Annotated in this window: 24 protein-coding genes; 8 read left to right on the top strand and 16 right to left on the bottom strand. The window is 70.3% G+C overall.

The window, feature by feature from the left end:
• Positions 1–7 precede the first annotated feature (7 nt).
• Positions 8–244: a hypothetical protein gene (locus tag AB0B14_RS05335; RefSeq protein WP_357064929.1), complete on the bottom strand. Its 237-nt coding sequence runs from the start codon at positions 242–244 to the stop codon at positions 8–10.
• Between the two features lie 226 nt (positions 245–470).
• Positions 471–1,715 carry a PQQ-dependent sugar dehydrogenase gene (locus AB0B14_RS05330; protein WP_357064930.1) on the bottom strand — a complete coding sequence of 415 codons (1,245 nt, stop codon included), beginning with the start codon at positions 1,713–1,715 and terminating at the stop codon, positions 471–473.
• A gap of 568 nt (positions 1,716–2,283) precedes the next feature.
• On the opposite strand from AB0B14_RS05330, the gene AB0B14_RS05325 reads away from it, so the two are divergent.
• The gene (locus tag AB0B14_RS05325; protein ID WP_357521439.1) at positions 2,284–2,865 is read left to right on the top strand and encodes a hypothetical protein; all 582 of its coding nucleotides are present in this window, start codon (positions 2,284–2,286) and stop codon (positions 2,863–2,865) included.
• 248 nt (positions 2,866–3,113) lie between these two features.
• The gene (locus AB0B14_RS05320) at positions 3,114–3,794 is read left to right on the top strand and encodes a lytic polysaccharide monooxygenase (protein WP_357064934.1); all 681 of its coding nucleotides are present in this window, start codon (positions 3,114–3,116) and stop codon (positions 3,792–3,794) included.
• A gap of 89 nt (positions 3,795–3,883) precedes the next feature.
• Here AB0B14_RS05320 and AB0B14_RS05315 read toward each other — a convergent pair whose 3' ends face one another.
• The 3 genes from AB0B14_RS05315 to AB0B14_RS05305 form a co-directional block, all read right to left on the bottom strand.
• Positions 3,884–6,724, bottom strand: coding sequence for a M48 family metalloprotease (locus tag AB0B14_RS05315; protein WP_357521437.1), 2,841 nt, complete (start codon positions 6,722–6,724; stop codon positions 3,884–3,886).
• Between the two features lie 32 nt (positions 6,725–6,756).
• Complete coding sequence (locus AB0B14_RS05310; protein WP_357064938.1) at positions 6,757–6,945, bottom strand: hypothetical protein; 189 nt, start codon at positions 6,943–6,945, stop codon at positions 6,757–6,759.
• 83 nt (positions 6,946–7,028) lie between these two features.
• A complete protein-coding gene (locus tag AB0B14_RS05305) occupies positions 7,029–7,661 on the bottom strand; it encodes a TetR family transcriptional regulator (protein WP_357521435.1) in 633 nt (210 codons plus the stop codon).
• A gap of 368 nt (positions 7,662–8,029) precedes the next feature.
• Here AB0B14_RS05305 and AB0B14_RS05300 point away from each other — a divergent pair, with 368 nt between their 5' ends.
• A complete protein-coding gene (locus AB0B14_RS05300; protein WP_357521433.1) occupies positions 8,030–10,246 on the top strand; it encodes an MMPL family transporter in 2,217 nt (738 codons plus the stop codon).
• Between the two features lie 89 nt (positions 10,247–10,335).
• On the opposite strand, the gene AB0B14_RS05295 is transcribed toward AB0B14_RS05300, so the two are convergent.
• Both AB0B14_RS05295 and AB0B14_RS05290 read right to left on the bottom strand, forming a co-directional pair.
• Positions 10,336–10,896 carry a hypothetical protein gene (locus tag AB0B14_RS05295; protein WP_357064944.1) on the bottom strand — a complete coding sequence of 187 codons (561 nt, stop codon included), beginning with the start codon at positions 10,894–10,896 and terminating at the stop codon, positions 10,336–10,338.
• A gap of 127 nt (positions 10,897–11,023) precedes the next feature.
• Positions 11,024–12,871, bottom strand: a complete 1,848-nt coding sequence (locus AB0B14_RS05290; RefSeq protein ID WP_357521431.1) for a glycoside hydrolase family 15 protein — start codon at positions 12,869–12,871, stop codon at positions 11,024–11,026.
• 180 nt (positions 12,872–13,051) lie between these two features.
• Between AB0B14_RS05290 and AB0B14_RS05285 the strand changes: the two genes are divergently transcribed.
• The gene (locus AB0B14_RS05285; RefSeq protein ID WP_357521429.1) at positions 13,052–13,804 is read left to right on the top strand and encodes an MBL fold metallo-hydrolase; all 753 of its coding nucleotides are present in this window, start codon (positions 13,052–13,054) and stop codon (positions 13,802–13,804) included.
• A 341-nt stretch (positions 13,805–14,145) separates the two neighbouring features.
• Positions 14,146–14,919, top strand: a complete 774-nt coding sequence (locus AB0B14_RS05280) for a hypothetical protein (RefSeq protein ID WP_357521427.1) — start codon at positions 14,146–14,148, stop codon at positions 14,917–14,919.
• A 64-nt stretch (positions 14,920–14,983) separates the two neighbouring features.
• Here the strand turns inward: AB0B14_RS05280 and AB0B14_RS05275 are convergent, their stop codons facing one another.
• The 6 genes from AB0B14_RS05275 to AB0B14_RS05250 form a co-directional block, all read right to left on the bottom strand.
• Positions 14,984–15,829, bottom strand: a complete 846-nt coding sequence (locus AB0B14_RS05275) for an oxygenase MpaB family protein (RefSeq protein WP_357064950.1) — start codon at positions 15,827–15,829, stop codon at positions 14,984–14,986.
• A complete protein-coding gene (locus AB0B14_RS05270; RefSeq protein WP_357521425.1) occupies positions 15,826–17,052 on the bottom strand; it encodes an MAB_1171c family putative transporter in 1,227 nt (408 codons plus the stop codon). Before AB0B14_RS05270 ends, AB0B14_RS05275 begins: the two co-directional genes overlap by 4 nt.
• Before the next feature lie 7 nt (positions 17,053–17,059).
• The gene (locus AB0B14_RS05265) at positions 17,060–17,584 is read right to left on the bottom strand and encodes a hypothetical protein (protein ID WP_357064954.1); all 525 of its coding nucleotides are present in this window, start codon (positions 17,582–17,584) and stop codon (positions 17,060–17,062) included.
• A gap of 50 nt (positions 17,585–17,634) precedes the next feature.
• Entirely contained in the window at positions 17,635–18,144 is a 510-nt protein-coding gene (locus AB0B14_RS05260) for a hypothetical protein (RefSeq protein ID WP_357064956.1), read from the bottom strand.
• Positions 18,145–18,480: 336 nt separating this feature from the next.
• Complete coding sequence (locus AB0B14_RS05255) at positions 18,481–19,029, bottom strand: hypothetical protein (protein WP_357064958.1); 549 nt, start codon at positions 19,027–19,029, stop codon at positions 18,481–18,483.
• Between the two features lie 337 nt (positions 19,030–19,366).
• Positions 19,367–19,792, bottom strand: a complete 426-nt coding sequence (locus tag AB0B14_RS05250; RefSeq protein WP_357521423.1) for a hypothetical protein — start codon at positions 19,790–19,792, stop codon at positions 19,367–19,369.
• A gap of 73 nt (positions 19,793–19,865) precedes the next feature.
• Here AB0B14_RS05250 and AB0B14_RS05245 point away from each other — a divergent pair, with 73 nt between their 5' ends.
• Positions 19,866–20,366 carry a MarR family transcriptional regulator gene (locus AB0B14_RS05245; protein ID WP_357521421.1) on the top strand — a complete coding sequence of 167 codons (501 nt, stop codon included), beginning with the start codon at positions 19,866–19,868 and terminating at the stop codon, positions 20,364–20,366.
• A 329-nt stretch (positions 20,367–20,695) separates the two neighbouring features.
• Here the strand turns inward: AB0B14_RS05245 and AB0B14_RS05240 are convergent, their stop codons facing one another.
• Both AB0B14_RS05240 and AB0B14_RS05235 read right to left on the bottom strand, forming a co-directional pair.
• Positions 20,696–21,922, bottom strand: a complete 1,227-nt coding sequence (locus tag AB0B14_RS05240) for a hypothetical protein (protein ID WP_357521419.1) — start codon at positions 21,920–21,922, stop codon at positions 20,696–20,698.
• Positions 21,923–22,087: 165 nt separating this feature from the next.
• Positions 22,088–22,732: a class I SAM-dependent methyltransferase gene (locus AB0B14_RS05235; RefSeq protein WP_357521417.1), complete on the bottom strand. Its 645-nt coding sequence runs from the start codon at positions 22,730–22,732 to the stop codon at positions 22,088–22,090.
• Positions 22,733–22,842: 110 nt separating this feature from the next.
• Between AB0B14_RS05235 and AB0B14_RS05230 the strand changes: the two genes are divergently transcribed.
• Entirely contained in the window at positions 22,843–23,439 is a 597-nt protein-coding gene (locus AB0B14_RS05230; protein ID WP_357064966.1) for an XRE family transcriptional regulator, read from the top strand.
• 113 nt (positions 23,440–23,552) lie between these two features.
• Here AB0B14_RS05230 and AB0B14_RS05225 read toward each other — a convergent pair whose 3' ends face one another.
• Positions 23,553–23,996 (bottom strand): carbohydrate binding domain-containing protein, encoded by a 444-nt coding sequence (locus tag AB0B14_RS05225; RefSeq protein WP_357521415.1) that lies wholly within the window; start codon positions 23,994–23,996, stop codon positions 23,553–23,555.
• Between AB0B14_RS05225 and AB0B14_RS05220 the strand changes: the two genes are divergently transcribed.
• Entirely contained in the window at positions 23,926–24,105 is a 180-nt protein-coding gene (locus AB0B14_RS05220; protein ID WP_357521659.1) for a hypothetical protein, read from the top strand. The two genes, AB0B14_RS05225 and AB0B14_RS05220, sit on opposite strands and share 71 nt — an antisense overlap.
• Positions 24,106–24,217 lie beyond the last annotated feature (112 nt).

Genomic DNA, 24,217 nt, shown 5'->3' with positions numbered 1-24,217 from the left:
GGGGTGGTCAGCGGGGTAGGTCGTCCGGCACCGGCAGGTCCAGCGCCCCGAGAAACCGTGCCGTCCTGACCTCGACGAAGACGTCGGCGTCGTCCAGGTCGTCGTCATCGTCGTCGAGATCGATGTCTGCCGGGTCGAGATCCTCGGCGAGGTGGGCGGCCACCTCGTCTTCCTTCGCGCCGCGCTCGGTGGCGCTGGCCCCGCCACGCTGCTGCGCCCACCAGAAGCTCAGACCGGCAGCCACGGCTCCGCAGGGGGCGGCTGTTCGCCGGGCTCCGGCGTCGTCCACCGGCCCGCACTGAGGAGGTAGGTGCCGAAGAATCCCACGACTGATCTCCTCTGCCGGCCGCGGCGGCTCCTCGGCCCCGAGCACGCCGATCATCGCACGGTGGTGACAACGCCATCGGGGACGGCCGCATCCGTGCGGCCGTCCCCGGCGGTATCGCGGCTGCGCAGGGGTTGCCCGAGGCTCAGCCGTTTACCGTCGCGCCGCCAGCGGCCGGCTGGACCCGCTCGAACCGCACCCGGCTCAGCCACCCCGGGAGGTCACTGAGCACGTACAACTCGCCGTGCACGTCGGGGGCGATCGCGGTCGGCTGGATGGGGAAGTTGCCGATCGTGGCGGACTCGTAGCCGCCGGTGGACTTGGGGCGCACGGCGAAGGCGAGCGTCGAGCAGTAGTCGCTCGCGACGTAGGTCCCCCAGGCCTCCGGGGTTTCGGACCCTCGGTACACCACGCCGCCGGTCACCGAGCAGTTCTCCGTGAGGTAGTGCTCGTACTCGAAGACCGGGTCGGTCAGCCGCACGCCCGGGCGGCACTGCGTCTGGTCGAAGACGGGGGTGCCCTCCCGGCAGGACCAGCCGAGGTTCGCCCCACGCTGCGACGGGCGGATGTGGTTGATCTCCTCGACCAGGCCCTGGCCGACATCACCGATCCACAGTGAGCCGTCGACCGGGTCGACGGAGAACCGCCACGGGTTGCGCAGCCCGTAGACCCAGATCTCCGGCCGCGCGCCCGGCGTGCGCACGAACGGGTTGTCGGAGGGTACGCAGTAGCGCTTCCCCCCGCAGTTGCGGTTGACGTCGATCCGCAGGATCTTGCCGAGCAGGGTGCCGAGGTTCTGACCGCTCTTGAACGGGTCGTTCGCGTGGCCGCCGTCGCCGAGGGACCAGTAGAGGTAGCCGTCGCGGCCGAACGCTACCTGTCCGCCGTTGTGGTTGCCGTACTCCGCGTGCTCCTGGGTGAGCAGGACCTGCAACCGCTCGGGAGCGCTGATGGGCACCCGCGCCAGGGTCAACGCGCCGGCCGGCAGGCTCGTGTAGGCCACGTAGAGGATCCCGTTCCGCGCGAAACTCGGCGAGGGCGTGATGCCGAGAAGCCCACGCTCGTTGTCCGAGGTGTCGATCCGGGCGCTCAGGTCGAGCACCGGCTCGGCCGCCAGGCCGGTGTCGGGGTGGTAGGCGCGGACGGTGCCGTTCTTCTCCGCGATCAGCATCCGGCCGTCGGGCAGCCCGGTGAGCGCGATGGGACGCTGCAGACCGTAGGCCACCTGTTCGGATGTCACGGTCAGTTCGGTGAGTGGAGCGGCGCGGGTATGGGATGGCCCGGCCGCGGCGGCACCGGCCACCGGCGACGGTGGCAGGAGAGACACAGACAGGGCCAGAGCGAGCAGCCCGGCCAGAACGGAGGCCGGGCGATAACGCCGTCGCGACATGTGTGGGCTCCTCAAGCAGGTGGAATGGTGGTGGCAATCTGGGAGCGTTCCCAAGATACATCGACTCCCACGAATGGCAAACCTGCCGCGTCGCTGCCTCCGGTCGGCGGGGGAGCTGCTCGTCTGGGTGGTCGTGCTGCTTGCGGCACCGACAGCACGGCTCCCGGCGGTCTGTCCCTGACCGTCTCGCGGCCGGCCACGCTCGGTCGATGATCAATTGGTGGAGTTACCCCTGCTGGCGTCGAGAGCGGCCCGCGCTGATGCTCGTCGATGTTGCCAGAACGGATCCAAACGTGTTGGAATGGCTCACATCGCCGCAGCGCGGGGGCAACCGCGCTGAGAACGGCCAGCACGGGAGCATCGCAGTGTCGGCAGCGCGCCGCCTTGGCAGGCGCTCGCCTGCCGCATCGCCGGGCCCTCCCCATGGCCGCGGGCATGTCCCGGGTAGGCAGCCCTGGCCGCCGTACGCACCCCTCGGCCGGCGGCCACGCGCTCGACGTCTGACCTGCCGGGGACGTCCGATCCGGTCTGCCAACCACCAGTACCGGCGACGAGGTGAGAAGCAGTCATGATTTCCCGAGAGAGTTTCGCGGGTTGGTACCGAAACCGCTTCGTGTGGGTGGCGGTGATTCTGCTGGTGGTGTCGGTCGGAGCGGTCGTACTGCTCAACCGGGCCGACCCGGCGGCGGAGCCGGCGGATCTGCAGGGGCAGATCACGGCCCGGATGCGTACCACGCTCGAACAGGCGGACCCCGGGCAGCACAACCACGCCGGACACGGTGCCCAGCAGGCGGCCGCCGCGGAGGTGAAGCCGCAGGTGATCTGTGGGGTCCGCGTCTACGGCTACGAGCCGGCCGAGGTGACCGCGCTCGCCGATGTGCGGACGGTGTACGGCTTCCACCTCTGCGGGGTCGCCGAGCAGAAGCGCCCCTGGGACGTGGCGGTCAAGCTGGCCGGCCCGGTGATCATGGACATGTCCACCGACCCCCCAGGCATCCAGGTGGTCGAGGCGACCGCCGACGTCAGGTTCGTCGACCGGCTGCGGGAGATGTTCCCGGACAAGTACGAGGAGTTGGCGCTCAGGGAGGCGCTGACCGAGTCGGAGATGGCCGACCAGCGCCGTCGGTACGACGCCGCAGCCGGGATGTGACCACGCCGGGCCGCCGGGCGTCGCCGTCGTGTCCGGTGAAGCCAGAGGCTGGACAGCTCGCGCACCGGACCCTGCGGTAGGTGTGGACCGTCCGCGTGCCGCGGTGGACGCCGTTGCGGCGATCCGGTCACCTCGATCCACATCAGACCGTAAATAGATCAGTATTGATATCTAAGCTCATAGATGTAACAGTTGGTTTGGGAGCGTTCCCATTGTGATCTCTAGTACCGAAGAGCGGAGGATGAACAGTGCGTTCACACACGTCCGATCTATCCGGCGGGCGAACCCGGTCAACCGTCCGCCGACCCCTCCAGGTGGTCGTCCTGCTGGTCGCCATGGTGATCGGCACGCTGCCCTTCACCGGGGCGGCCCAGGCCCACGGCACCATCATCAACCCGGCGAGTCGTGCCTATCAGTGTTGGAAGACCTGGGGCAGTCAGCACATGAACCCGGCCATGCAGCAGCAGGACCCCATGTGCTGGCAGGCGTTCCAGGCCAACCCCGACACCATGTGGAACTGGATGAGTCAGCTGCGGGACGGCCTCGCCGGTCAGTTCCAGGCTCGCACCCCGGACGGGCAACTGTGCAGCAACGGCCTGACCAGGAACAACAGCGTGAACCAGCCCGGTGCGTGGAAGCGGACGAACGTCAGCCGCAACCTCACGGTTCAGCTGTACGACCAGGCCAGCCACGGCGCTGACTACTTCCAGGTCTACGTCACCAAGCAGGGGTTCAACCCCGCCACCCAGCAACTCGGGTGGGGCAACCTCGACCTGCTCACGACGACCGGGCGCTACGCGCCGGCGCAGAACATCTCGTTCAACGTCTCGCTCCCGTCACGCAGTGGGAACCACATCCTCTTCGTGATCTGGAGGGCGTCGCACCTGGACCAGACCTACATGTGGTGCAGCGACATCAACGTCACCTGATCGGCAAGACCGCGAGCTGTGACACCAATCCGGCCCAGGGCGTTGGCGCCCTGGGCCGGACTGCGGCCGTCTCCCGCACCATTGGGGCGCTAGCGGCTGAGGGCGGCCACCGTCGAAGAGACCGCCGCTTCGAACACCGCCTCGTCCGGCGGCTCCGCGATGGCGGTCAGTTGCACCACCACGAGGTTGTGACCGAGCCGGACCAGGCTGTACAGGGTGGTACCGGTGATCTTGCTCGAGCCGCTGCCGCTCGCGAGGTCGTACCGTACCCGCCAGGACTCCTCTCCCACCTGGGGCGTCGGCTGGGCGCTCACGGTGAACCGCACAGGTGAGCCACCGGGGGTGGTGGCGGTGAACCGGGTGCAGGCGGCGCGGGCGGCCTCGGCCTCGTCGATAAGAGTGTCGGGCACGGGGTGGGCGTACGAGGTGACGATCACGATGACTGTCGACCCGCTGATGCTGCTCGGCGACTTCCTGGTGGCGAAGCCGCGAATCTCGTCGACCCGTTTGTCCGGCGTGATCCGGCGCAGAAAGTCGTCAGTGGCCAACTGCCGGCAGGCCGCCGGCTTGACGACGCTTCGGGATTCACCGGTGTCCTGCTGCTGCGGCTCTGGCTTCCAGAACGCCGGCAGTTTCGCCCGGACCGCGCTGGCGGCGGCGCCCGCCTCCGCGGCGGTGAGCACCCGGCCCGGATCCGCACCGGCCGGCGTACCCGGCGAGGCGTTGGCGCTCGGAGCGACGGTGGTCGGTGACGGCACCCCCACGACCGCCGGGGCGGTGGTCGCCGGCGTCGCGGTGGGCAGCAGCACCGGCCCACCGGGCAGGCCGACGAGCGCCGCGGCCCCGACCAGGAGCGCCGCCGTGACCGGAGCGAGCACCTGCCACACCCGTGCTCGCGTGCCATCCCGGCGGGCCGGCTGTCCGATCGGGCCGGGTCGTTGGCCGAACCGTCCGGCGAGAGCGGAGAGCCCGATCAGGATGGGCGTCGTGAGCACCGCGAGGTAGAACCACCAGATCACCGGCACACCGACATAGAGCCGGAGCAGTGTCGCGTCCACGGTACGACTGGAGACGACCTGGTGCACGAACTGCGAGGTGCCGGTCAGCGCCGCGACGCCCGCCCCGGCGACGAGGGCCCTCCCCACACCGGGGTCACCGCGTCCGACGGCGAGCACCACGAGTGCCGCCCACCCGGCCAGGGTGCAGATCCATCCTCGTTGCTGGAGGAGGGCGACCGCGGCGTCCAGCGTGGCCGGTGGATGCGTGAGCGCCTGTGCCGACGCGAGGCTCGCACCGATCAGCCCGGTCACCGCCACGACGGACAGGACGGCGCGGGTGGCGAGGCGACGCCAGCCGATCAGGGCCACGACCGCCGTCGGCAGGGCCAGGCCCAACCACGGCCACGGCGCGTCGGGCAGCGCGTAGACCAGCCAGGTGCGTATCGAAACCGGCCATTCCAGGCCGGGGGCGAGCCTCGGCAACGGCCAGCAGATCGCCGTGACGGTCGCGGCGGCCGCCAGGTAGGTGAGCCCTCGCCGGAGGCGGGTGAACCGATCCGGGCCCCGGCGGGCCGCCAACCCGGCCAGCACGGTGCAGGCGGTGCCGGCGACCATGCCGGCGAGTGCGGACAGGATCGCGCCCCACAGGCTGACGCCCAGGCTGTTGGTGCCGGTGGGGAACGACGTGCCGGCGCTGGCCGTTCCGGTGGGGAAGACGAATCCGCCCACGGCGAGGCCGGCGGCGGCCGCGACGATCGGGAGCCAACGCCGCGACGGCGCACCGGTGAGCGCCCGGCGGTGCAGCGCGGGGGTCAGCCCGAACCCGAGCAGCACACCGACCAGAGCGGCCGACAGCACGGAGAGGTCCCGGTCGAAGGCCAACGTGAGTGCCGCCGGGGCCGCCGCCCCCGCGACGATCGCCGCCACCGCCCCGGTCACCGCGGCCTGCAGCGGGCCATCCACCGACACCCGCTGCCCGGCACGCAGCGCGGCGGCCCGCCGCTGCGGCGTCGGGTGCCGGGCGAACAGTCGGCGCAGCCACCCGGGGTGCTGCGGTCGGGTCGCGGCGGCGGCCTCCAGCAGCCGGACCAGCGCGGTGGCGTCACCGCTCCGGCTGACCTGCTGATCCGCCTCGTGTTCGCGCAGTCGCAGCACCAGTGCCCGCAGGAGGGCGCTCACCAGCACCAGCACCAGCGCCCGGATGGCCGTGACGACCGTGATCTCGGGCAGCCCCACCGCGCGGATCTCGGAGACACTGGCCACCGCCACCGCCGGCACGACAAGCCACAGCAGACCACGCACGGCGGAGACCCACCGGACGTCCCGACCTTGCACGTGCGCCAGCTCGTGCTGCATGACCGGGTCGAAGCGCGCCGGATCCCGGTAGGCCACCGCCACCGCGGCCGGCAGCACCACGAGTGGTCGGCCGCCGGGCCGGACGGTGGTGAACGCCTGCCGCACCGACGGCCCTGCCACGAACAGTGCGGGCCGGTGCCGGCCGTGCAGGCCGTGCAGGCCCTGCCGATCGCAGAGCTCGGCAAACCGCTGCTCGGCACCGGCGACGGGGCTCGCGAGTCGGTGGCGGCGCAGCCGCCACCGATCCACCACCGGGGTCAGTGCGACGATCAGGGCCAGCCCGGCCAGCACCAGGACGCCACCGGTGAGCATCACCAACCCCTGCACCCGGGCCGGGTCGGACATGCAGGTCAGGTACTGCATCGTCCGGGTGGCATCGAACTCGGCGGGTTTGCTCAGGTCGACGTCGTAGGCCCTGATGCAGCGAAGCGCCGCCTCCCGGTAGGGCTGCGCCAGGGGACGGTTGCCGTGGAAGAACATGCTGCCCACCACGACACCGACGGCACCCACCAACCCGACGACCTGCAGATAGAGCCAGAGCAGGGGGGTTGGCGGCCCGGCGGGCCCCCGGGTCACCGGATCAGCGGGCGGCTGCCCGTCGGCGCGGGTCACTCCGCTGTGGAAACGCGGTCGTGCGGGCGGCGCCCGCCGCGCCACCAACCGGCACCGGCCGCGCTCGCCTCGGCCGGGAGAACGTCGCCCAGACCCGACCTGACGGCCTGCGGAGCGAGCCGGGGCACCCCGGCACGGGCGGCGGCCTCGACGAGGTCGGGCATCCGCGTGTACGTGTCGACCATGCCACCCCTCCAGAGAGTAGGCATCAGGATACGCAACGTCCGCCAACCCGTCGGTGACGACAGTGGACTGTCGGTTCGGCTGCCTACAGACCGAAGCTGCTGTGGGCCTCCAACTCGGCCAGGGTGGAGTCCAGCATGGTGGGGAGGTCCCTGCCTGGATCGTCGGTCACGGTCAGATAGGAACTGGTGACCAGACCCATGACCGCGCCCACCAGGGTCCGCACGGTGATGTCGTCCCTGTCGCGTCCGACGCGCTCCGCGAGGACCTCGGTGATCGCGCCGAACGCCTCCGCGAAGTCGTCGAGGATCCGTGCCCGAAGCTCGGGAACGGAGAGGATCAACGCGTGCCGCTCTCGTGCCAGCACCATCATTCCTGACTGGTCCTGCTGGTACGCCTCGTTCTGGTCGTTCTCGTACAGGGTCCGGATCGCCGCGCGAAGCGCGCTGATCGAGTTGACCGTCTCCGGCTGACTGCGCAGAGCGTCAATGAACAGCGGCGCCAGATCGTCGTGCAGGACGACGTCTTCCTTGGTGGGGAAGTATCGGAAGAAGGTGGTGTGTGAGATCTCCGCGGCCTCGGAGATCTGATCGACGGTCGTCGCGTGATAGCCCTGCTCCAGGAACAGGCGAATCGCGTGCTCCCGGATCGTGGCGCGGGTCTTCAACTTCTTCCGCTCGCGCAAACCCGGTTTGGACGGGGTCCCCGGTGAGGTCATGACGGACGATCCCTTCCTCGGCACCGTATCGGGGACGTCCGCTGGGGTGGGGTTCGGGCACGCCACGTGGGCCGTCGTGGTGCTGGTCCGACAGGGCTGATCTGGTCAGATCACGTTACCCCGCTGGCGCTGTGTCAATGCGAGCCGGTTGCCTCGTCCGGCGAGGGCGTGCGGCAACCGAGGCGGGCGTGGCCCGGTGCCCATCGCCGCGGCAGGCGCCGCACCCGGGCGGCTGTACGGGCTGCTCCGCTGCCGTGGTCGCCCCTCCGGCGGGCCAAAAACGTTATCGACTAACAATTGATACGGGCTAACTAAAGTTAGTAGACTCTCGTCTGGGTGGGCCACGCCTGTCTGATCGGAGGGTCGTCATGGGAGCACTGCTCTACCGGGTGGGCCGCCTGTCGTTCCGGCGGCGAGGGCTCGTGCTGTCACTGTGGCTCGCCGTGCTGGTCGCGTCCGGCGCGGCCGCCGCCGCACTGTCGCAGGAGTCCACCGCGGTGGGTTCCGCCATCCTTCCGGGCACCGAGTCGCAGCAGGCGCTCGACCTGCTCAAGGAGCGCTTCCCCGAGCAGCCCGTCGACGGCGCCAGCGCTCGGGTCGTCTTCGTCGCTCCCGAAGGCGGGACGCTGCGGGACCCGGGGCCTGGCGCCACGCTCCAGAAGGTGATCGAGGCGCTACGGGCCGCGCCGCAGGTGGCGCACGTCGTCGAGCCGGTCGAGGCCGGCGTCCTGTCGGAGGATCGTCGAGTGGCCTACTCCGAAGTCACCTACCGCGTGTCCGGTGACAAGGTGACCGACGAGGCGCGGACCGCGCTGACCGAGGCGGCCGACCTGGGCCGCGAGGGCGGGCTGCGGGTCGAGGTCGGCGGCGACGCCCTGGAGCCGCAGCCCGAGACGGGCCTCCTGGAGATCGTCGGTGTCGCCTTCGCCGGCCTCGTGCTGATCGTCGCGCTGGGCTCGCTGGTCGCGGCGACGCTGCCGCTGCTGACGGCCTTCGTGGGGGTCGGGATCAGCCTGCTGACCATCACCGCCGTGGGTGGCGTCATCAACCTGAACCGCGACGCGGCCGTCCTGGCCCTGATGCTCGGCCTGGCGGTCTCCATCGACTACGCGCTCTTCATCGTCATGCGTTACCGCAACGAGCTGGTCGCCGGCCGTGTGCCGGCGGACGCGGCAGGGCGCGCGACGAGCACGGCCGGATCGGCGGTGGTCTTCGCCGGCCTGACGGTGATCATCGCCCTGGGCGGGCTGGCGGTGCTCGGCATTCCGCTGCTGACGGAGGACGGTCTCGCCGCGGCGGGCGCCATCGCGGTCGTGGTGCTCGTGGCGCTGACGCTGATGCCCGCGCTCCTCGGCTTCGCCGGCCGGCGAGTTCAGGGACATGGCGGCCGGTTCCTCGGGATCTTCCGCGGACCCGGTGCCGGCAGTGGATCCACCCGGACGCTCGGCCAGCGGTGGGCCGAGTTGGTGACCCGTCGACCGGTGGCGATGGTGCTGATCGCCGTGGCCGCGCTCGTGGTGATCGCGGTGCCCGCCACGGATCTCCGGCTGGGCATCCCCGACGACAGCACGGCCGCCGAGCACAGCACCCAGCGCAAGGCGTACGACCTGATCGCCGACAACTTCGGCGCCGGTGTCAACGGCCCGCTCATCGCGGTCGTCGATGCGGCCGGAGCCGGCGGCGCGCAGAGTGTGGCCGAGCAGGCCAGGGCGGTGATCCTGGACCTGCCCGACGTCGCCGACGTCGCGCCGGCGGCGGTCAACGGTCGCGGGGACACGGCACTGCTGCAGATCGTGCCCGACAGCGGCCCGGCCAGCGAGGCCACCGAGAACCTGGTCGCGGACATCCGTGCGCAGGCCGACCAGGTGGAGGCGAAGACCGGAGTCAACCTCTACGTCACGGGCCAGACGGCGATGAACATCGACTCCTCCGACCGGATGGGGGAGGCCCTGCTGCCGTACCTGACGATCATCGTCGGGCTCGCGTTGGTGCTGCTGCTGCTCGCGTTCCGATCGGTGCTCGTCCCCATCAAGGCCGCGGTCGGCTACCTCCTGACGGTCGCCGCGACCTTTGGTGCGGTCGTCGCGATCTTCCAGTGGGGCTGGCTGTCCGGCATCACGGGCATCGAGGACACGGCGCCGATCTACAGCCTGATGCCGATCCTGCTCGTCGGCATGTCCTTCGGGCTGGCCATGGACTACCAGGTCTTCCTCGTCAGCCGCATGCGGGAGGAGTACGCGCACGGGGCGGAGCCCACAGACGCGATCGTCGGCGGCTTCCGGTACAGCGCGCGGGTGGTGACCGCCGCGGCGATTATCATGATCAGCGTCTTCCTGGGGTTCTTCCTCTCCGCGGACCTCTCGCTCCGGCTCTTCGGGTTCACGCTTGCCGCTGCCGTCCTGTTCGACGCCTTCCTGGTGCGGATGACGCTCCTGCCGGCCGCCATGGCACTCCTCGGCCGAAGGGTGTGGTGGCTGCCGCGCTGGCTGGACCGCGTGCTGCCGAACGCGAACATCGAGGGCGGACAGGAACGGCCCGAGACGACGACGCCGCGCCTACCCACTTTCGGCGAGAGCGTGTCCTGAGGCGACCAGGCACCCGAGAGCGCCGCGTCAGGGCTTCGAGTCCGCGCGGGCACTGGCCGACCACCGAGCCTGCGGGGCCAGCGCCGCGCTCAGCTCAACGTGAAGGACACGTCGTCCACGTCGAAGGCCGTGACGCCGTTGCCGGCCGTCTCGCTGGCGAGGAAGCTGGCCGTCGCGGTGCGCTCGGTCGTCGCCGTCCCGGTCGACATCCCGTATTGCCGCCACTGCGCCCCGCCGTCGAAGGCCAGCGAGAACCTCGTCTTCGGCGGCACCCCGGTGACCGCCAGCCCGACGTTCAGGTAGTCACCGCGGCGGGTCTCCGTGGTGAGGGTCCGGACCCAGAAGCGAACCGTCAGCTCGCACCCGGCCGGCACCGTGACGCTGGTGCGCAGCAGGTCGCCACGCGTCACGTCCAGCCCCGCGAAGGCGGCGTACGCCTGACCGGTGTGTGCGGGACGGGTCGCGTCACCGAAGACGACGACGCGAGGGCCGGCGGTCCAGCCGGTGGTGCCGAGCTCGAACCCTGGGTTGGCGTGGATCTGTCCGGTGCAGGGCGGGTCGTCGGCTGCCTGCCGGTCGGATGATCCACCGCCCGACGGCAGGAGGAGCAGCAGGACCGCGGCCGAGACGGCGGAGACGAAGGCTTTCATCAACCCTCCCCAAGGTCAATGCATTCAAGGAAGTCTATTCAAGCTGACGATGCGTGATGGACGCCGGCCCGTCAAGCCCGTCCCAACGTTCGCCCGGTGCGGGCGGCTGACCGGAGCGGCCCCCGCGCTACCGGCGGCGGCGGGCGTCGGCCTCGGTGTCGAGCAGGTCGTTGAGCGTCAGCGCCGAGTTGATCAACGAGAGGTGGCTGAACGCCTGGGGGTAGTTGCCGATCTGCTCCCCGGTCGCGGCGATCTCCTCGGCGTAGAGGCCGAGGTGGTTGCTGAAGGTGAACATCTTCTCGAACGTGAGGCGGGCGTCGTCGAGGCGTCCGGAACGGGCCAGCGCCTCGACGTACCAGAAGGTGCACATGTTGAAGGTGCCCTCGTGGCCGGGGAGACCGTCGGGGGAGTGGACCGGGTCGTACCGGTGGACCAGGCTGTCGGACACCAGTTCGCGCTCGATCGCCTTCAGGGTGGACTGCCACAGCGGGTCGCTCGGCGTGACGAAACCGACCGCCGGCATGGCGAGCAACGCCGCGTCCAGCACGGTCTCGTCGTACGCCTGCACGAAGGTGCCGCGGCCCCGGTCGTAACCGCGGTCCATGACCTGGTTGTAGATGCGGTTGCGTTGCTCGGTCCAGCGGGTCATGTCCCCGGGGCGGCCGGTGCGGGTGGCCAGCCGGATGGCCCGGTCCAACGCGACCCAGGACATCACCCGGCCGAAGGTGTAGTTGCGGGGGTGGTGGCGGCTCTCCCAGATGCCGGCGTCGGGCTGGTCCCAGTGCTGGCAGAGCCAGTCGACGAGCCGCACGGTGCTCTTCCACACCTGGTGCGAGACGCGGATGCCCTGCTCGTCGGCGAGGTGCATGGCGTAGAGCGCCTCGCCGTGGATGTCGAGTTGGAGTTGGTCGGCGGCGCCGTTGCCGATCCGCACCGGTCGTGAGCCGCGGTAACCCTCCAGGTGGTCGAGGACCTCCTCGTGCAGGTCGGACGAGCCGTCCACCCGGTACATGATCTTCAGTGGATCCTGGAGGTCGCCGGCCTCACGGATCCGTTCGTCCAGCCAGTCCATGTACCGGCTGACCTCTTCGGTGAAGCCCAGGCCGAGCAGCGCGTGCACCGAGAACGACGTGTCCCGTACCCAGGTGTAGCGGTAGTCCCAGTTGCGGGTGCCGCCCACCAGCTCGGGCAGCGCGGCGGTGGGCGCGGCGATCATCGCACCGGTCGGTGCGTACGTCATGAGTTTCAGTGTGATGGCGGAGCGCTCGACCATCTCCCGCCAGCGGCCGGTGTAGCGCGAGCGTTCAAGCCAGCGCCGCCAGTAGTCCCGAGTCCACTCGAACATGCCCTGGATCTCTTCGGCCGCGATGATGCGTGGCTCGGTGCCGCCGGTCTCCAGGACCACCCCGCCGGTGTCGCCCTCGTTGAGGGTGCCGTACGCGACGAGGTCGTCACCCTCGAAATGGATGTCGCCGTGATCGGAGATCAACCGCCGGGTGGGGTCGACCGGGTTGAAGGTCAGCGACGCCGACCGGCCGCGGAAGACGTAGCCGTTGGGGTGGCGCTCCAGTTGGTGCCCCTCGCGGGCGTAGTCGAACCGTGGCCGGCACTCCACCTGGAAGCGCATGCTGCCGCGGACCATGGTGACGATGCGGACCAGGCGGTGCGCGTCGGTGGCCCGCTCACCGGTGACCGGCATGAAGTCCATCACCTCGGCCACGCCGTCGGCGCTGATGAACCGGGTGATCAGGATGGGGGTGCCGGGGAGGTAGAGCTGTTTGGTCACGTACCGCACGTCGTGCGGCGCGATCCGGAAGTAGCCGCCCTTCTCCTTGTCCAGGAGCGCGGCGAAGATGCTCGGCGAGTCGAAGCGCGGCGCACAGAACCAGTCGACGGTCCCATCACACGTCACAAGCGCGGCGGTCTGCAGGTCGCCGATAAGTCCGTGATCTTCGATCGCCGGATAGTTGTCCACGTCTCTCCCCGGTTCGGCGGCGTCCTGCGCATCGAACCTAAGGGGTGAATTGTCGAGTTAGGCGAGATTCACGTTTCAGCCACCCTGTTGCGTGCCCCGGTGTGCCCGACCCGCCCGGCGTTACCGCCGGTCGCGTGACCCCGGCTGGCCAGCCGGCTGGAGGTCGGGCATGGTGGGCGGATGCGACAGGTCACCGTGCTCGGCAGCTCCGGTGCCTTTCCCGAGCCGGGCCGTTCCTGTAGCGGTTTCGCGGTGGACTGGGACGGCTACCGCCTGGTGCTCGACCTCGGCTACGCCACGCTGCCGCGGCTGCTCGGGCACTGGCCAGACGGTGCCCTCGACGCTGTCGTCATCACCCACGAGCATCCTGATCACTGCATCGACCTGCACGGGCTGTTCCGGATGCGGCTCTACGGTGGCCACGGTGGGCCACGGCTGCCGTTGTACTGCCCGCCGGGGGTGCTCGACCGGCTCCGCGGCCTGGAGCCGGACGTCGACCTGCACGCGGTCTTCGACGTGCATCCGCTGCCCGGCACCTACCGGCTGGGGCCGATCGCCCTGACCGGGCTGTCGCTTCCGCACCACGTGCCCACCGCGGGCATCCGCATCGAGGCTGACGGGACGGCCCTGGCGTACACCGGTGACACCGGCCCGACCCCCGTGCTTGCCGAACTCGGCCGCGACGCCGACCTGTTCATCGTCGAGGCCACCGACCACGACGGCGAGACCAACCAACCCACCCGCAATCTGATGACCTCCACCGAGGCCGGCCAGTGGGCTCGGCGGGCCGGCGCCCGCCGACTGCTGCTCACCCACTTCTGGCCGGGCAACGACCGAGCAGCCGCGGTGGCCGCCGCGCAGCTGGAGTTCGCCGGTGCGGTGCTGGCGGCCGAGGAGGGCCTGACCGTCCTCCTCGGGGCGGCAGATCACTGACCGCCCCCTCGGCACGGCGTGTACGGGCGCCCGTCATCGATATTGCTGGATCGGCCGCGGGTGTGCTGGAATGGCTCACATCGCCGCGGCACGGGGGCAACCGTGCTGGCAACGGGCAGCACGGGAGCAGCGCAGTGCCGGCAGCGCGCCACTTCGGCGGACGCGCGCCGCATCGCCGGGCCATCGACGACGGGCCGGTGCCCGCCGTACGTGCCTTGACCACGCAGTTCCGCGACACCGAGACGATCGCCCTCGCGCAGCGAAGGCGTCCACATCGTGATGTCCGGAAAATACTCCGGCCCCGCCCGCGCGGTGGGCGCCCCACGTCATGGAGGATGACCATGCGCCGTTCCCTCGCGGTGATCACCGCCGCCCTGCTCCTCGGCACCACGGCCGGCAGCGTCCCGGCCGCCGCGTCGGGCGCCCCCCAGCGCTCGTGCACCCGTGGCCTGCTGTTCTGTGAGGACTTCGAGCGGCTGCCGCCTGGCGGTGCCAGCACGTTGGACTGGGGCGTCGACACCCGCAACGGCACGCTCACCGTCGAGCGCGCCCGGCACGGCAACCAGGTGCTGCACGTCCACACGGTGGACAACGGGCGTGCCTTCCTGCGCGTCGACGACTTCGCCGCACCGGGCAACCGCTTCTACGGTCGGATGCGACTGCGCGTCGATGCCTTCCCCACCGCCCCCGACTGGGCGCACTTCACGTTGGTGGAGGCGACCGGCACCGGGAGTCCCGAGGTCGTCCGTCCCGTCGGCGGCCAGTACGCGCCCACGGTCCCCGGGACCTTCTGGGGTGTGGGCGCCGACGGTGGCCCGACCGGCGACTGGACCAACTGGCGGGAGTCCGCCCCGGTCACCGAGGACACCTGGCAGTGCTTCGAGTGGAAGCTCGACCCCGCGGACAACCGCGTCGCCGTGTGGATCGACGGCGTGGCCAACCCGGAACTGACCGCTTCCACGACCGAGCACGGCGGCAACGACGTGCCCTTCGTCCTGCCGACGGTGAACACCGTGAAGGTCGGCTGGCAGCTCTACCAGGGTGGCACCACGCCGGGCGAGTTCGACCTCTGGATCGACGACATCGCTCTCTCCACCAAGAGACTCGGCTGCTGACGGGTCGCGCTGGGGCGTGTTGTGGACGTGTCGATTCCCCCGACACCTTCCGCAACACGCCCCGTCAGTGCCGCGGACCGAGCTGGCTGATCTCGTACCCGTCGGGGTAGCTCCTGGCGGTGATCCCGTCGGCGAACAGCGCCGTCGTCCGTGGCGCCCCGAACCAGCGTTGCAGCCGCGAGCGCGTCCGCAACGCCAGGTGCAGGCCAGCCCGGACCGGCCACGCCGGCTCGTCGACCTGCGTGGCGCGCCGCAGCGGGGCGTCGTACATGGCGCTGACCAGCGCGTTTCCCAGCGGTGCGAGCATCCGCGGGATCCGGGTGAGCAACAGCATCCGGGTGGCCCGCTCGATGGCCGCCGCATCGTCGCTGGGCCGCAGGTGCGCCGCGTCGTGGGCGGTGAACCAGGTCTCGAACTCGTCGTAGGACCCGGGGATGTCCGTGATGCCCATCCGCCGGCCGAGCTCCCGGTAGAACAGGTAGGTGGCCTGCCGCTCGTGGCAGCAGGGCGGGCGCCACCCGTACTCCTGCAACCACCGCGTCGGGACCACGACCAGGCAGCCGAGGACGTAGCGGAAGTCGTCGTTGCCGATGTCGTACGGGCGGTGGATCTGGTTGACGCGCCGCAACGCGTCCCGGCCACGAGGATTCTCGAACCCGTTGAGCACCATCTCGTACATCAGCAGGCCGGTGTCGTCGATCCGCTTCTGGGTGCGCTCGGTCAGCTCGCCGGTGGCCGTGTGCACGGCGGCGATGGCGGGGATGGAGAAGGACCTGTTGAATGCCAGGTTGAGCCCGAGCTTCATGTCCCACGGGAACTCGTAACGCAGCATGGTCTGGTAAATGTCCAGGTAGTCGCGCTCCGGCAGCAGAGCACGGGTCCGGGTCAGGTTCGCGTAGCGGCCTCTCATCGGCGGGTGTCTCCAGCAGTGGGATGCGGGGTGCTCTCGTCGGTGGCGGCGAGTGTCTGAGCCACCACCGGCGAACGGGCGTAGGCGTCGGTGACGAGCGTCAGCCACGCGACCTCGCCAGCGTAGCCACCGTCCGGGCGGTGCAGCTCGTCCGCGGGCTGTGGGACCGCGGCCACGAGACCTGCGCCATGCCGACGCAGCGCGCAGGCCAGGTGGGCGGCCTCGACAGCCGCCTGCCGCTCCTGCGTGGTCAGCGCGGCCCGCTCGGCGAACTGCTCGGCCAGCGCCGTCACGCCGACGTCGGTGTAGGGGCGGAGCGCCAGGCGGCCGTCGCGGATCTCGGCCACCCGGCGGGTCAACGCGTAGTCGATGTCGCCCAGCGCCGCGAGAGTGCGGCGCAGGGCGGGATCGAGTTCGAGTTCGGGCAGGGCCGCGATGAGATCGCTCCAGAGCGGTTCGAGTCGTCGGTAGGAGTGGAAGTCCTCCCATCGCCGGCTGATCTTGAGGGTGGGTCCCCACGCCGGCATGGTGAGCCCGATGGTGATGAGCAACGCGCCGATGGTCACCAGGACCGCGGCGATCTGCCGCTCGCCGCTCGGTTGGTGGCCGGCCCAGTAGGCGATGAGATACACGATCTTGTTCGTGCTGTAGAGCAGCGCGAAGGCCGCGCCAACGGCGGTGATGCGAAGGCCACGGCGCAGCCAGGGCCGCCCGCAGATCTTCGCGAAGCTCCAGCACAGCCGGGTGATGTCGAAGCAGTAGGCGAAGAAGCCGAGCAACAGGAAGATCAGCAGGTAGGCGGTCACGACGGGGTCGGTCGCGTACTCGACAGTCAGCAGCACCGGGTCGTCGTAGGTCAGGGTGTACGCGAAGAGACCGGCCATGACGAGGAAGGCGAACCCGGTGACCCACACCCAGACGCGGGCGCGAGCGGCGGCCTTCGCCGGGGGAAGCGCGAAGTGCAGGAGCATGATCTCGGCATTCGCCGAGATGGTCAGCGCGCAGCCGTGGGAGATGACCTTGGCCAGGTTGGGTAGGCCGGCCGCCTGGTCGATCGCGGCGGCGATCGGCGGGATGGCGGCGGTGATCCCGGCGGCGAACGCGCCAAGACCCAGACAGATCGCACGGCGGGCCTGGCTCGGGTGCCGGCGTTGGAGGCGCACCATGTACGCGACGGCGATCCAGCCGGCGACGGCGCAGACGGTGTACAGGACGGTATCCATCGCCGCGCTACCAGTGGGGGCGTTCGAGTGAGTGCCGCAGCCGGCCGTACAGCTCGGCGTCCTGGCCGTCCAACGGTTCGTCGTCGCCGTCGCCGAGCCCGCCGCGGAGCCGCCGGAGGAGGAGCGAGCCGATCATCTCGGCCTCGCGTTCCTCGGCCGCGGCGTAGTTGCTGCGGCCGAGGCTGCGCCGGACCAGCTGCGGGTCGAGGTCCGGCAGCAACAGCCGGGAGGCGTCCGCGTCCAGCACCTCGGTCGCCTGGTGGCCGGCGAGCAGGTGACCCAGCTCGTGGCCGATGATCAGCTGTTGGTGCAGCGGCGAGGTGTCCTGCTCGAAGAAGATGGCGTCGAAGTCGCCGGTGGGCACGCACATCCCGCACACGGTCTGCGCCGGCAGCTTGATCGGCACCAGGTGGATGGGCCGCCCGCGGCGTTCGCCGAGGGCACCGCACAGCGTGTGGATGTCGAACGGTGTCGGCACCTCAAGCTCGGCGACGATCCGCTCGCAGCGCTTGCGTAATCGGTACAACCTCACGTCAGCGTTCCCCTGCTCGTCGACGTACTCCCACCGGAGGATGTGCACGGCTATTTGCGCTCGTCAGGCGTGGAACTGCTCGCACCAGCCTCGGCCACGGCCCGCAGGCGGACCACCATCTGCTCGATGAGCTGGGTGTCGGTCGCGGAGAGGCCGTTGTCGGCGAGCACCTGGCGCAGCGCCACCTGCTTGACGTCCATTCGACGCAACTCGCTGAGCAGCGTGATCTGGTCCTGTATTCGCCGTGCCGCCGCGTCGTCGACGAAGTAGCCCGAGTTGACCCCGAAGGCGGTGGCCAGGGCGCGGACGTGTGAGGTGCGGGGATCACTTGCCACACCACGGCGTAACTCTCCGATGTAGGCAGCGCTGATCGTGACGCCTGTTTCGGCCGCCGCTTGGTTGATCTTGTCGGCGATTTCCCTGTTGGTGTACTTGCGCCCGGGCTCGTCGGAGTCGCCGAGCTCGTCCCGGGTGGGGCGGATCTCGTCGAACAAATATTCGAGCCTCGCCGCCAGCGTGTCGAGGGGTGGCAACTCCTGCTCCGTGTGCCGATCCACCATGATCCTTCACCCTCCAGCGACCGAAACGACAGTGTCGCAGATGCGTGCCGCAGCGAAACAGACGTTGACACGTGAACCGAACGTGAGCGTATGCTCGCTCCTGTTTGGAGCAACGGGCGTTGAGCCGAAAGCCAATCTGCTCAACACCTGTTGTGCGGCGGACGGGGTTGAGGTCCGACCAGCCAAACCGAAGGTGCCGTGGGAGGGGTCAGCTCCGCAAGGAGCACAACGGGGGGACTCCTCCTGCCGCACTGGTCGACGTGCTGGCGCGGGGCCAGGTGACCACCACCTCTGCCCGGCTGCCGCGGATGCGAATGCCATGACCGTGCCGCCGAGTCAGATCCACGTCCAGGGGCGGATCGCGCGCCAGGCCCGCCCGCGCCACCGAGCCCGGCGCGGATGGAGGAAGATCAGGATGTCGTCCAGCGCGTTGTCGGCGGTGGCGCGGACGTGTGGCAGTGCGCGCGCCCGGCGCAGGGCGGTGACAACCCGGCGTTCGTCCAGTTGGCGGTAGACCCTCGCGAGATGCCCCAGGCACGTAGCGGCAAGGGCGCTGACCTGGTGATCCTCGTGGTCGAGCAATCGCAGATGCAGCTCCTGCAGGTCTTTCCAGTCTCCGTCGCCGTACAGGGCGGTGCCGACCATCGCATCCAACGCGGCGGACAGATCACCACGGTCGAGCGCGGCGTCCACCTCGGTCGGTGTCGACGGCGGCGGATTCTGGAAGACGTGATGCTCATGGCGCACCGTGCCATCCTCCCGCATCCGGGCGGGGGCGAGTGACCCGGCGGTGTCAGGCTTACGGTCGTCCGGTGGAGGGTGCCCCGGGTCAGCGGTCGACAGACCAATGACTAGCTTCGGCAACAGGTAGGCGTCCGCGACCACCAAGATCTACGAGACAGAGCCTGGGCGGTATGAGCGGCCCGTGACAGCGCAGCTCGCCGCCATCGGGCAGCCCTGGGTTGACGAGCCCATCGATGTCGAGTCGGATTCCTGGTTCGTCAGCTCAGCGCACGTCACTGCTTGACGCGAGTCGTTGGGTCAGCGGAGCCAGATGACGGCGGCGATGAGGGCGAGGTTGGACCGGTGGGCGGATGCGCGTTTGGCGTATCGGGTGGCCAGGTCGCACCACTGCTTGAGGCACGTCGAAATGTCCGGAGAACCGTCCCGTTCTGCATGACGACGCAGTCCGGGCTACTGGCCGGACTGCGTCTGCCGCTGGTCAATGGCTGCGTAGTCGGGAGCCGCCGGCCGCCCACAGTAGTGTGGCAATGGCGATGGTGAGCAGCGCGCCCAGCACGAGGATGGCCCGCACCCAGGTGTCGGTGATCGCGGCGAAGACGAAGAACCTGCCGACGAGTTGGACGCCGAGCAGCGCGGTCAACAACACCCGGTGCCAGCGTCGGCCAGCGCGTAGCCGGAGCGCCAACCAGGCGTACGCGATCCCGAAGCTGAGGTGAAACGCGTGCGGAATCCCGAGTTCGTAGGGCGGGGTCACCAGCGCGTACATGTGCTCGACAGCCAGTGCCCAGGTCAGCGCGATCGCCGTCCGTAACCGGGCCGAGCGCCCCTCGCGCCCGGATGGACGACGCGCGTCTGGACCGGTTGTCCGGGCGGTCGCAGTAGCCCCGCTCGTCGCGTCTGGCACCACAGCTCCTCCAGTAGGCCCGATCGAGAAATTCTCGATCGAGCCTATCTGGTGGCGGCCCTATGATCCAGACATGAGTGCTGCACGATCCCCGGCCGACGCCTCGCGGCTCACCTTCCTGCCGGCCGACGTCATCACGGCCATGCAGATCAGCACCATTCACCGGCGGAGTCAGAAGATCTTCAATGAGGCGCTGCGGCCACTGGGATTCGAGGAACGCCACTTCGCGGTCTTGGCCGTCCTCGACGGCCGTGGCCCGCTCACCCAACGCCAACTTGCCCACTTGCTTGATCTCGACAAGTCAGCGCTGGGCCGGATCGTCGACGATCTTGAGCGGCAGCGGTTGGTCGAACGCCGAGCGGTGCCGACCGACCGTCGTGCCCACACCATCCATCTCACCGACCTTGGCCGCCAGCGCATCGACGAGGCGCAGCGGATCGCCGGCAACGTGGGCCGGCAACTCTTTGCGCACCTTGCCCCGAGCACTCGACGGGCGTTCGACCAAGCCCTGCGACAACTGCTGGACGGCCCCGAGGTCGACCCCTCCACCCCAGCCACAGAGGGCCAGCCCTAAACGGCCCGCCGCCGGGCGCGACCTCCCCCGGATCTGGCGGTGGAGTTCGCGGCCGGCCGCCCAGTGGGCCGCGACGAGGCGCTGGCGCCACGGCCGGCGGCTCGGACAGTCTCGGCATCCCGGGTTACTGCGCGGTCGGTGGTCGGTCGGATCAGCACCGCCCGAGGACGATCGTCGCGGTAAGCCGCCGAGGGCTCGGTCAGGCGGCGTGCGGGCACCCTACCGCTCAGACGTCTCCTGCAAGTATCGAAGGCCTTGGGCTGTCCGGGGGCTGGAACGGATCGCCGCCCGGACTCCGCCTCGGCACGACCGCCCTCATGAAACAGGCCTTAACCGCCGAGGAACGGGAACGCCCGCCGCACCTCCGTCAGGAACTCGGCTCGCCGAGCGGCGTAGGTGGTGACGGCGGCCCAGAGCGCCTCCAGCGCTGCCTGCAACGGATCCGGCTCGCCAGCGGCAGTGAGCGCCGGCACCGCCATCGCGACCGGATTCACCGGGGCGTCGAGAAGCGCACCGAGCGGATCGGCCGGGGCCCAACCCGCCGAGCGCAGCGAGACCGTGGCGAACGTGACGGCCGGCTCACCCCGGATCCGTGCCCACAGCGCCATCGGGTCGGCGAATTCGGCGGGTAGCGGCTCGCCCCGATCCAGCGCCGTCCACGCCGGCCTCATCCAGTCGAGGTCCGCGACGCCCGCGACGGTGAACGCCTGCCGCGCCGCCCAGACCGCGATCTGCCGCTGACTGACGGCATCGGCCTCGGCCACCCTGTCGACCAGGTCTCGGTCGAACCGCACGATGGCATGGATGTTGCCGTGGACGCGCCGGAGCCGCTCACTCGGCAGGCGTCCGCCCCAGCGCCGTAGCTCATCCCGCATGCGGTACGCCTGGTCGCGGCGTTCCCGTTCCAACCGCGCGAGCATCTCGGCCTCGACCTGCTCCCACAGGGTGAGCGGGGGCGGCAGCGCGCGGGCCCAGGTGTGCCAGTAGGCGGCGGCGCCGCTGGTCTGGCGAAGGATCGCGTCGGAGCGCGTCCCGCCGGCACTCGGGTCGCCGCCCGTATCGCCTTCCGGCCACAGGCACAGCAGGTACCGGTCCGGCCGCCGGTCCAGGTAGGTGTCGTCATCCTCGTCGAGCTCGTCCGGGTCGAGCCCGCCGAACGGGTCGCTTCCCTCGGCCATGCCCGTGGCGCAGTACCGGACGCGGTAGACCGGCAGCCGCCCGGTGTCCTGCCCCTCGGGGATCAGCGGCAGCCGGGCGAGTGCCCCGTCCCCCCACGGGACCAGGTCGACGACCCCGGCCCTCAGCAGGAACGGCGCCTCCACCACCTCCTCCCACATCTCCGCCGCGGCCGGCGGCTCGCCGTCGTGCACCTCGATCGTGAAACGGACCCGCCCGGTGTGGGTGCCGGTCATGAGGAACAACGCGCCGGGCTGACCGGCCCCGCAGAGGCCGTTCACCTGCCCGGCGAACGCCCTGTCCATGTCCGGCAGCTCACTACTCGCCACGTAGATCTGCCCGTAGGCGACAGGTGCCTCGCCGTCGAAGAGAACGCGCATCGGCCGATCCTGCCATCGACAGGTGGCCGCCCGCTGTCCGTACGTCGTGCGGGCGGCCGTCCCCAATGGACCCCGTCGGGCCTCGGCTCGCCCTGCGCAGCGCAGGCGTGGCCAGGCGCTGACGGGCAGGCGGTGGGGCCAGGCGCGGACGGGCAGGCGGTGGGGTCAGGAACGGCGGCGGGCTCTGACGACCACATCGTGGATGGAGACGTCCCGGCCGCCGTGCCCCGTCACGGCCCGGTGCGACTCCCGGGCGGTCACGACCTCCCACACCAGCGGGTCGAGGCGTGCGGTGATGTCGACGGCTGTCACCGAGGCCGAGGCGGGCGGTTCGGTCCCGCCGTGCCCATGTCCGGCGCCGGCGGCGTGATCCTGGTGGTGGAGGTGGCCGACGATGAGCAGGGTGCCCGCCGGGGCGACCCAGGACGCGATGCGGTCGTAGAAGTCCAGCTGCGGCATCGCGGGATGCGCGTAGTGGGTGGTGACCAGGTCGTACCGCGCGTCCGGCTGCCACGTGGACAGGTCCGCCCGCACCCATCGCACCCGTGCGGCGACGCCGCTGGCGGCGGCGCGCTCGGCCGCGCGGGCGAGCGCGGCGGGGGCGATGTCCGCCGCGGTGACCTGCCAGCCGCCGGTGGCGAGCCAGACGGCCTCGGCCCCGGCGCCGCAGCCGGCGTCGAGGGCCGTCGCGGGCGTCAGGTCACCGACCTCCCGCATCAGGTGCGGGTTGGGCTCGCTGGCGGCCATTGCCCCGGCACGATCGCCGTCCCAGATCTGGTCCCAGTAGTCCCTGTCGAACGAGTGCGTCATCGCGCGTCTCCGGTGGTGGTGAGGGCGGGGCCAACGCGGCCACGGCCGCTCAACAGTGACCAGGAGCGGACGGATCCGCAAAAGTTTTTGCCAAATGGCAAACTGGGGTCATGGACGAGTCGACTGACCGCACCCTCGACGCCGTCGGGCCGCGGCTCAAGCACCTGCGGCAGCGCCGCGACATCACCCTCACCGACCTCGCCACGGAGACCGGCATCTCCACCAGCACCCTCTCCCGGCTCGAGGCCGGCCTCCGGCGTCCCACCCTGGAGCAGCTGTTACCCCTGGCCCGCTTCTACGGCGTCACCCTGGACGAGCTCGTCGACGCGCCGCCGACCGGCGACCCCCGCATCAACATGCGCCCGCTGGTCACCAGCGACGGCTCCACGGTCCTGCCCCTGACCCGCCGGCCCGGAGGCATCCAGGCCTACAAGTTCGTCCTCCCGACCGGGCGCGACGACGCCCAACCCGACCTTCGCACCCATGAGGGCTACGACTGGGCCTTCGTCCTCAACGGCCGACTCCGACTCGTGCTCGGCGAGCACGACCTCATCCTCGAACCGGGCGAGGTCGCCGAGTTCGACACCCGCACCCCGCACTGGTTCGGTGCGACCAGCGCGGGGCCCGTCGAGTTCCTCAGCCTCGTCGGCAAGCAGGGTGAACGCGCGCACATCCGTGCCGCTCCCCAGCAGCACGAATCGAGTTAGAGACGCGTACGCGACGGCGGAACAGGAGCCGAAGGTCGCGTCATCAGCCCCTCGCTTAGCGGCGGCACACAGCGCGCCAGGGCGCGCTGCGGCTCCGCGGGGGAGTCGAGCCCCTACCAGGTGTCCCCGGCCACTCGGATCTTGACGGCATCGAGGTGCGCGGTGCCTGGGGCCGTGGGATCCGTATTGCCGACGTATACCCGCACCACCTGGGTGGCGACGCTCGGCGAGGTGAAGTCGACTGCCACCGGAGCCCAATCGGTGGTCGCGATTGGCACGTCCGCCAAAATGGTCCCGGTCGTCTCGTTGAGCACCCACACACGGCCTCCGGCCGCTCCGGCGACCTTGCCGACAAAGCTCAGGGTGTACGTGGTGTTGGCCCGCCAACCCTCCCAGCCCTGATTCACCTGCTGGGCGGCACCGCCCACGGAGCGAACGGTCAAGCCGTAGCGGCCCTCGTACGCGTTCGCCGGGTCGCGGAAGGCCGTGCTGGCGCTCGATCCGGCCCTTGCCCACTGCGCCGGCTGGGTCGCGTCGAAGCTCGTCGCTAGGGGCAACTACCAGGTCAGCGCAAGCGGCGGAGCCGGTTTTGGCACCCCGCTGAGCGTGTCGATGGGGACGTCCTGCTCCGATTCCTTCTACATTCCGTTCCTGAAATTCCGCTGACGGGACAACCGGCCTGCCAGCTGAAACTTCTGGATTTGGGCAAGAGAATCTCGACCGAAGCCGGTCCGCTGAAACGGTGCCGCCTCAGCGGACCGGCTTCGCGTACGCCTCG

Source organism: Micromonospora sp. NPDC049171 (assembly GCF_040648275.1).
Lineage (GTDB): Bacteria > Actinomycetota > Actinomycetes > Mycobacteriales > Micromonosporaceae > Micromonospora.
This window is presented reverse-complemented; position numbering and strand designations above follow the sequence as displayed.

Excerpts from the sequence above, each read along its gene's own strand:
- AB0B14_RS05330 (WP_357064930.1), bottom strand. The coding sequence starts at position 1,715 with ATGTCGCGACGGCGTTATCGCCCGGCCTCCGTTCTGGCCGGGCTGCTC.
- AB0B14_RS05325 (WP_357521439.1), top strand. The coding sequence starts at position 2,284 with ATGATTTCCCGAGAGAGTTTCGCGGGTTGGTACCGAAACCGCTTCGTG.
- AB0B14_RS05310 (WP_357064938.1), bottom strand. The coding sequence starts at position 6,945 with ATGGTCGACACGTACACGCGGATGCCCGACCTCGTCGAGGCCGCCGCC.
- AB0B14_RS05305 (WP_357521435.1), bottom strand. The coding sequence starts at position 7,661 with ATGACCTCACCGGGGACCCCGTCCAAACCGGGTTTGCGCGAGCGGAAG.
- AB0B14_RS05300 (WP_357521433.1), top strand. The coding sequence starts at position 8,030 with ATGGGAGCACTGCTCTACCGGGTGGGCCGCCTGTCGTTCCGGCGGCGA.
- AB0B14_RS05295 (WP_357064944.1), bottom strand. The coding sequence starts at position 10,896 with ATGAAAGCCTTCGTCTCCGCCGTCTCGGCCGCGGTCCTGCTGCTCCTC.
- AB0B14_RS05285 (WP_357521429.1), top strand. The coding sequence starts at position 13,052 with ATGCGACAGGTCACCGTGCTCGGCAGCTCCGGTGCCTTTCCCGAGCCG.
- AB0B14_RS05280 (WP_357521427.1), top strand. The coding sequence starts at position 14,146 with ATGCGCCGTTCCCTCGCGGTGATCACCGCCGCCCTGCTCCTCGGCACC.
- AB0B14_RS05275 (WP_357064950.1), bottom strand. The coding sequence starts at position 15,829 with ATGAGAGGCCGCTACGCGAACCTGACCCGGACCCGTGCTCTGCTGCCG.
- AB0B14_RS05270 (WP_357521425.1), bottom strand. The coding sequence starts at position 17,052 with ATGGATACCGTCCTGTACACCGTCTGCGCCGTCGCCGGCTGGATCGCC.
- AB0B14_RS05260 (WP_357064956.1), bottom strand. The coding sequence starts at position 18,144 with ATGGTGGATCGGCACACGGAGCAGGAGTTGCCACCCCTCGACACGCTG.
- AB0B14_RS05245 (WP_357521421.1), top strand. The coding sequence starts at position 19,866 with ATGAGTGCTGCACGATCCCCGGCCGACGCCTCGCGGCTCACCTTCCTG.
- AB0B14_RS05240 (WP_357521419.1), bottom strand. The coding sequence starts at position 21,922 with ATGCGCGTTCTCTTCGACGGCGAGGCACCTGTCGCCTACGGGCAGATC.
- AB0B14_RS05235 (WP_357521417.1), bottom strand. The coding sequence starts at position 22,732 with ATGACGCACTCGTTCGACAGGGACTACTGGGACCAGATCTGGGACGGC.
- AB0B14_RS05230 (WP_357064966.1), top strand. The coding sequence starts at position 22,843 with ATGGACGAGTCGACTGACCGCACCCTCGACGCCGTCGGGCCGCGGCTC.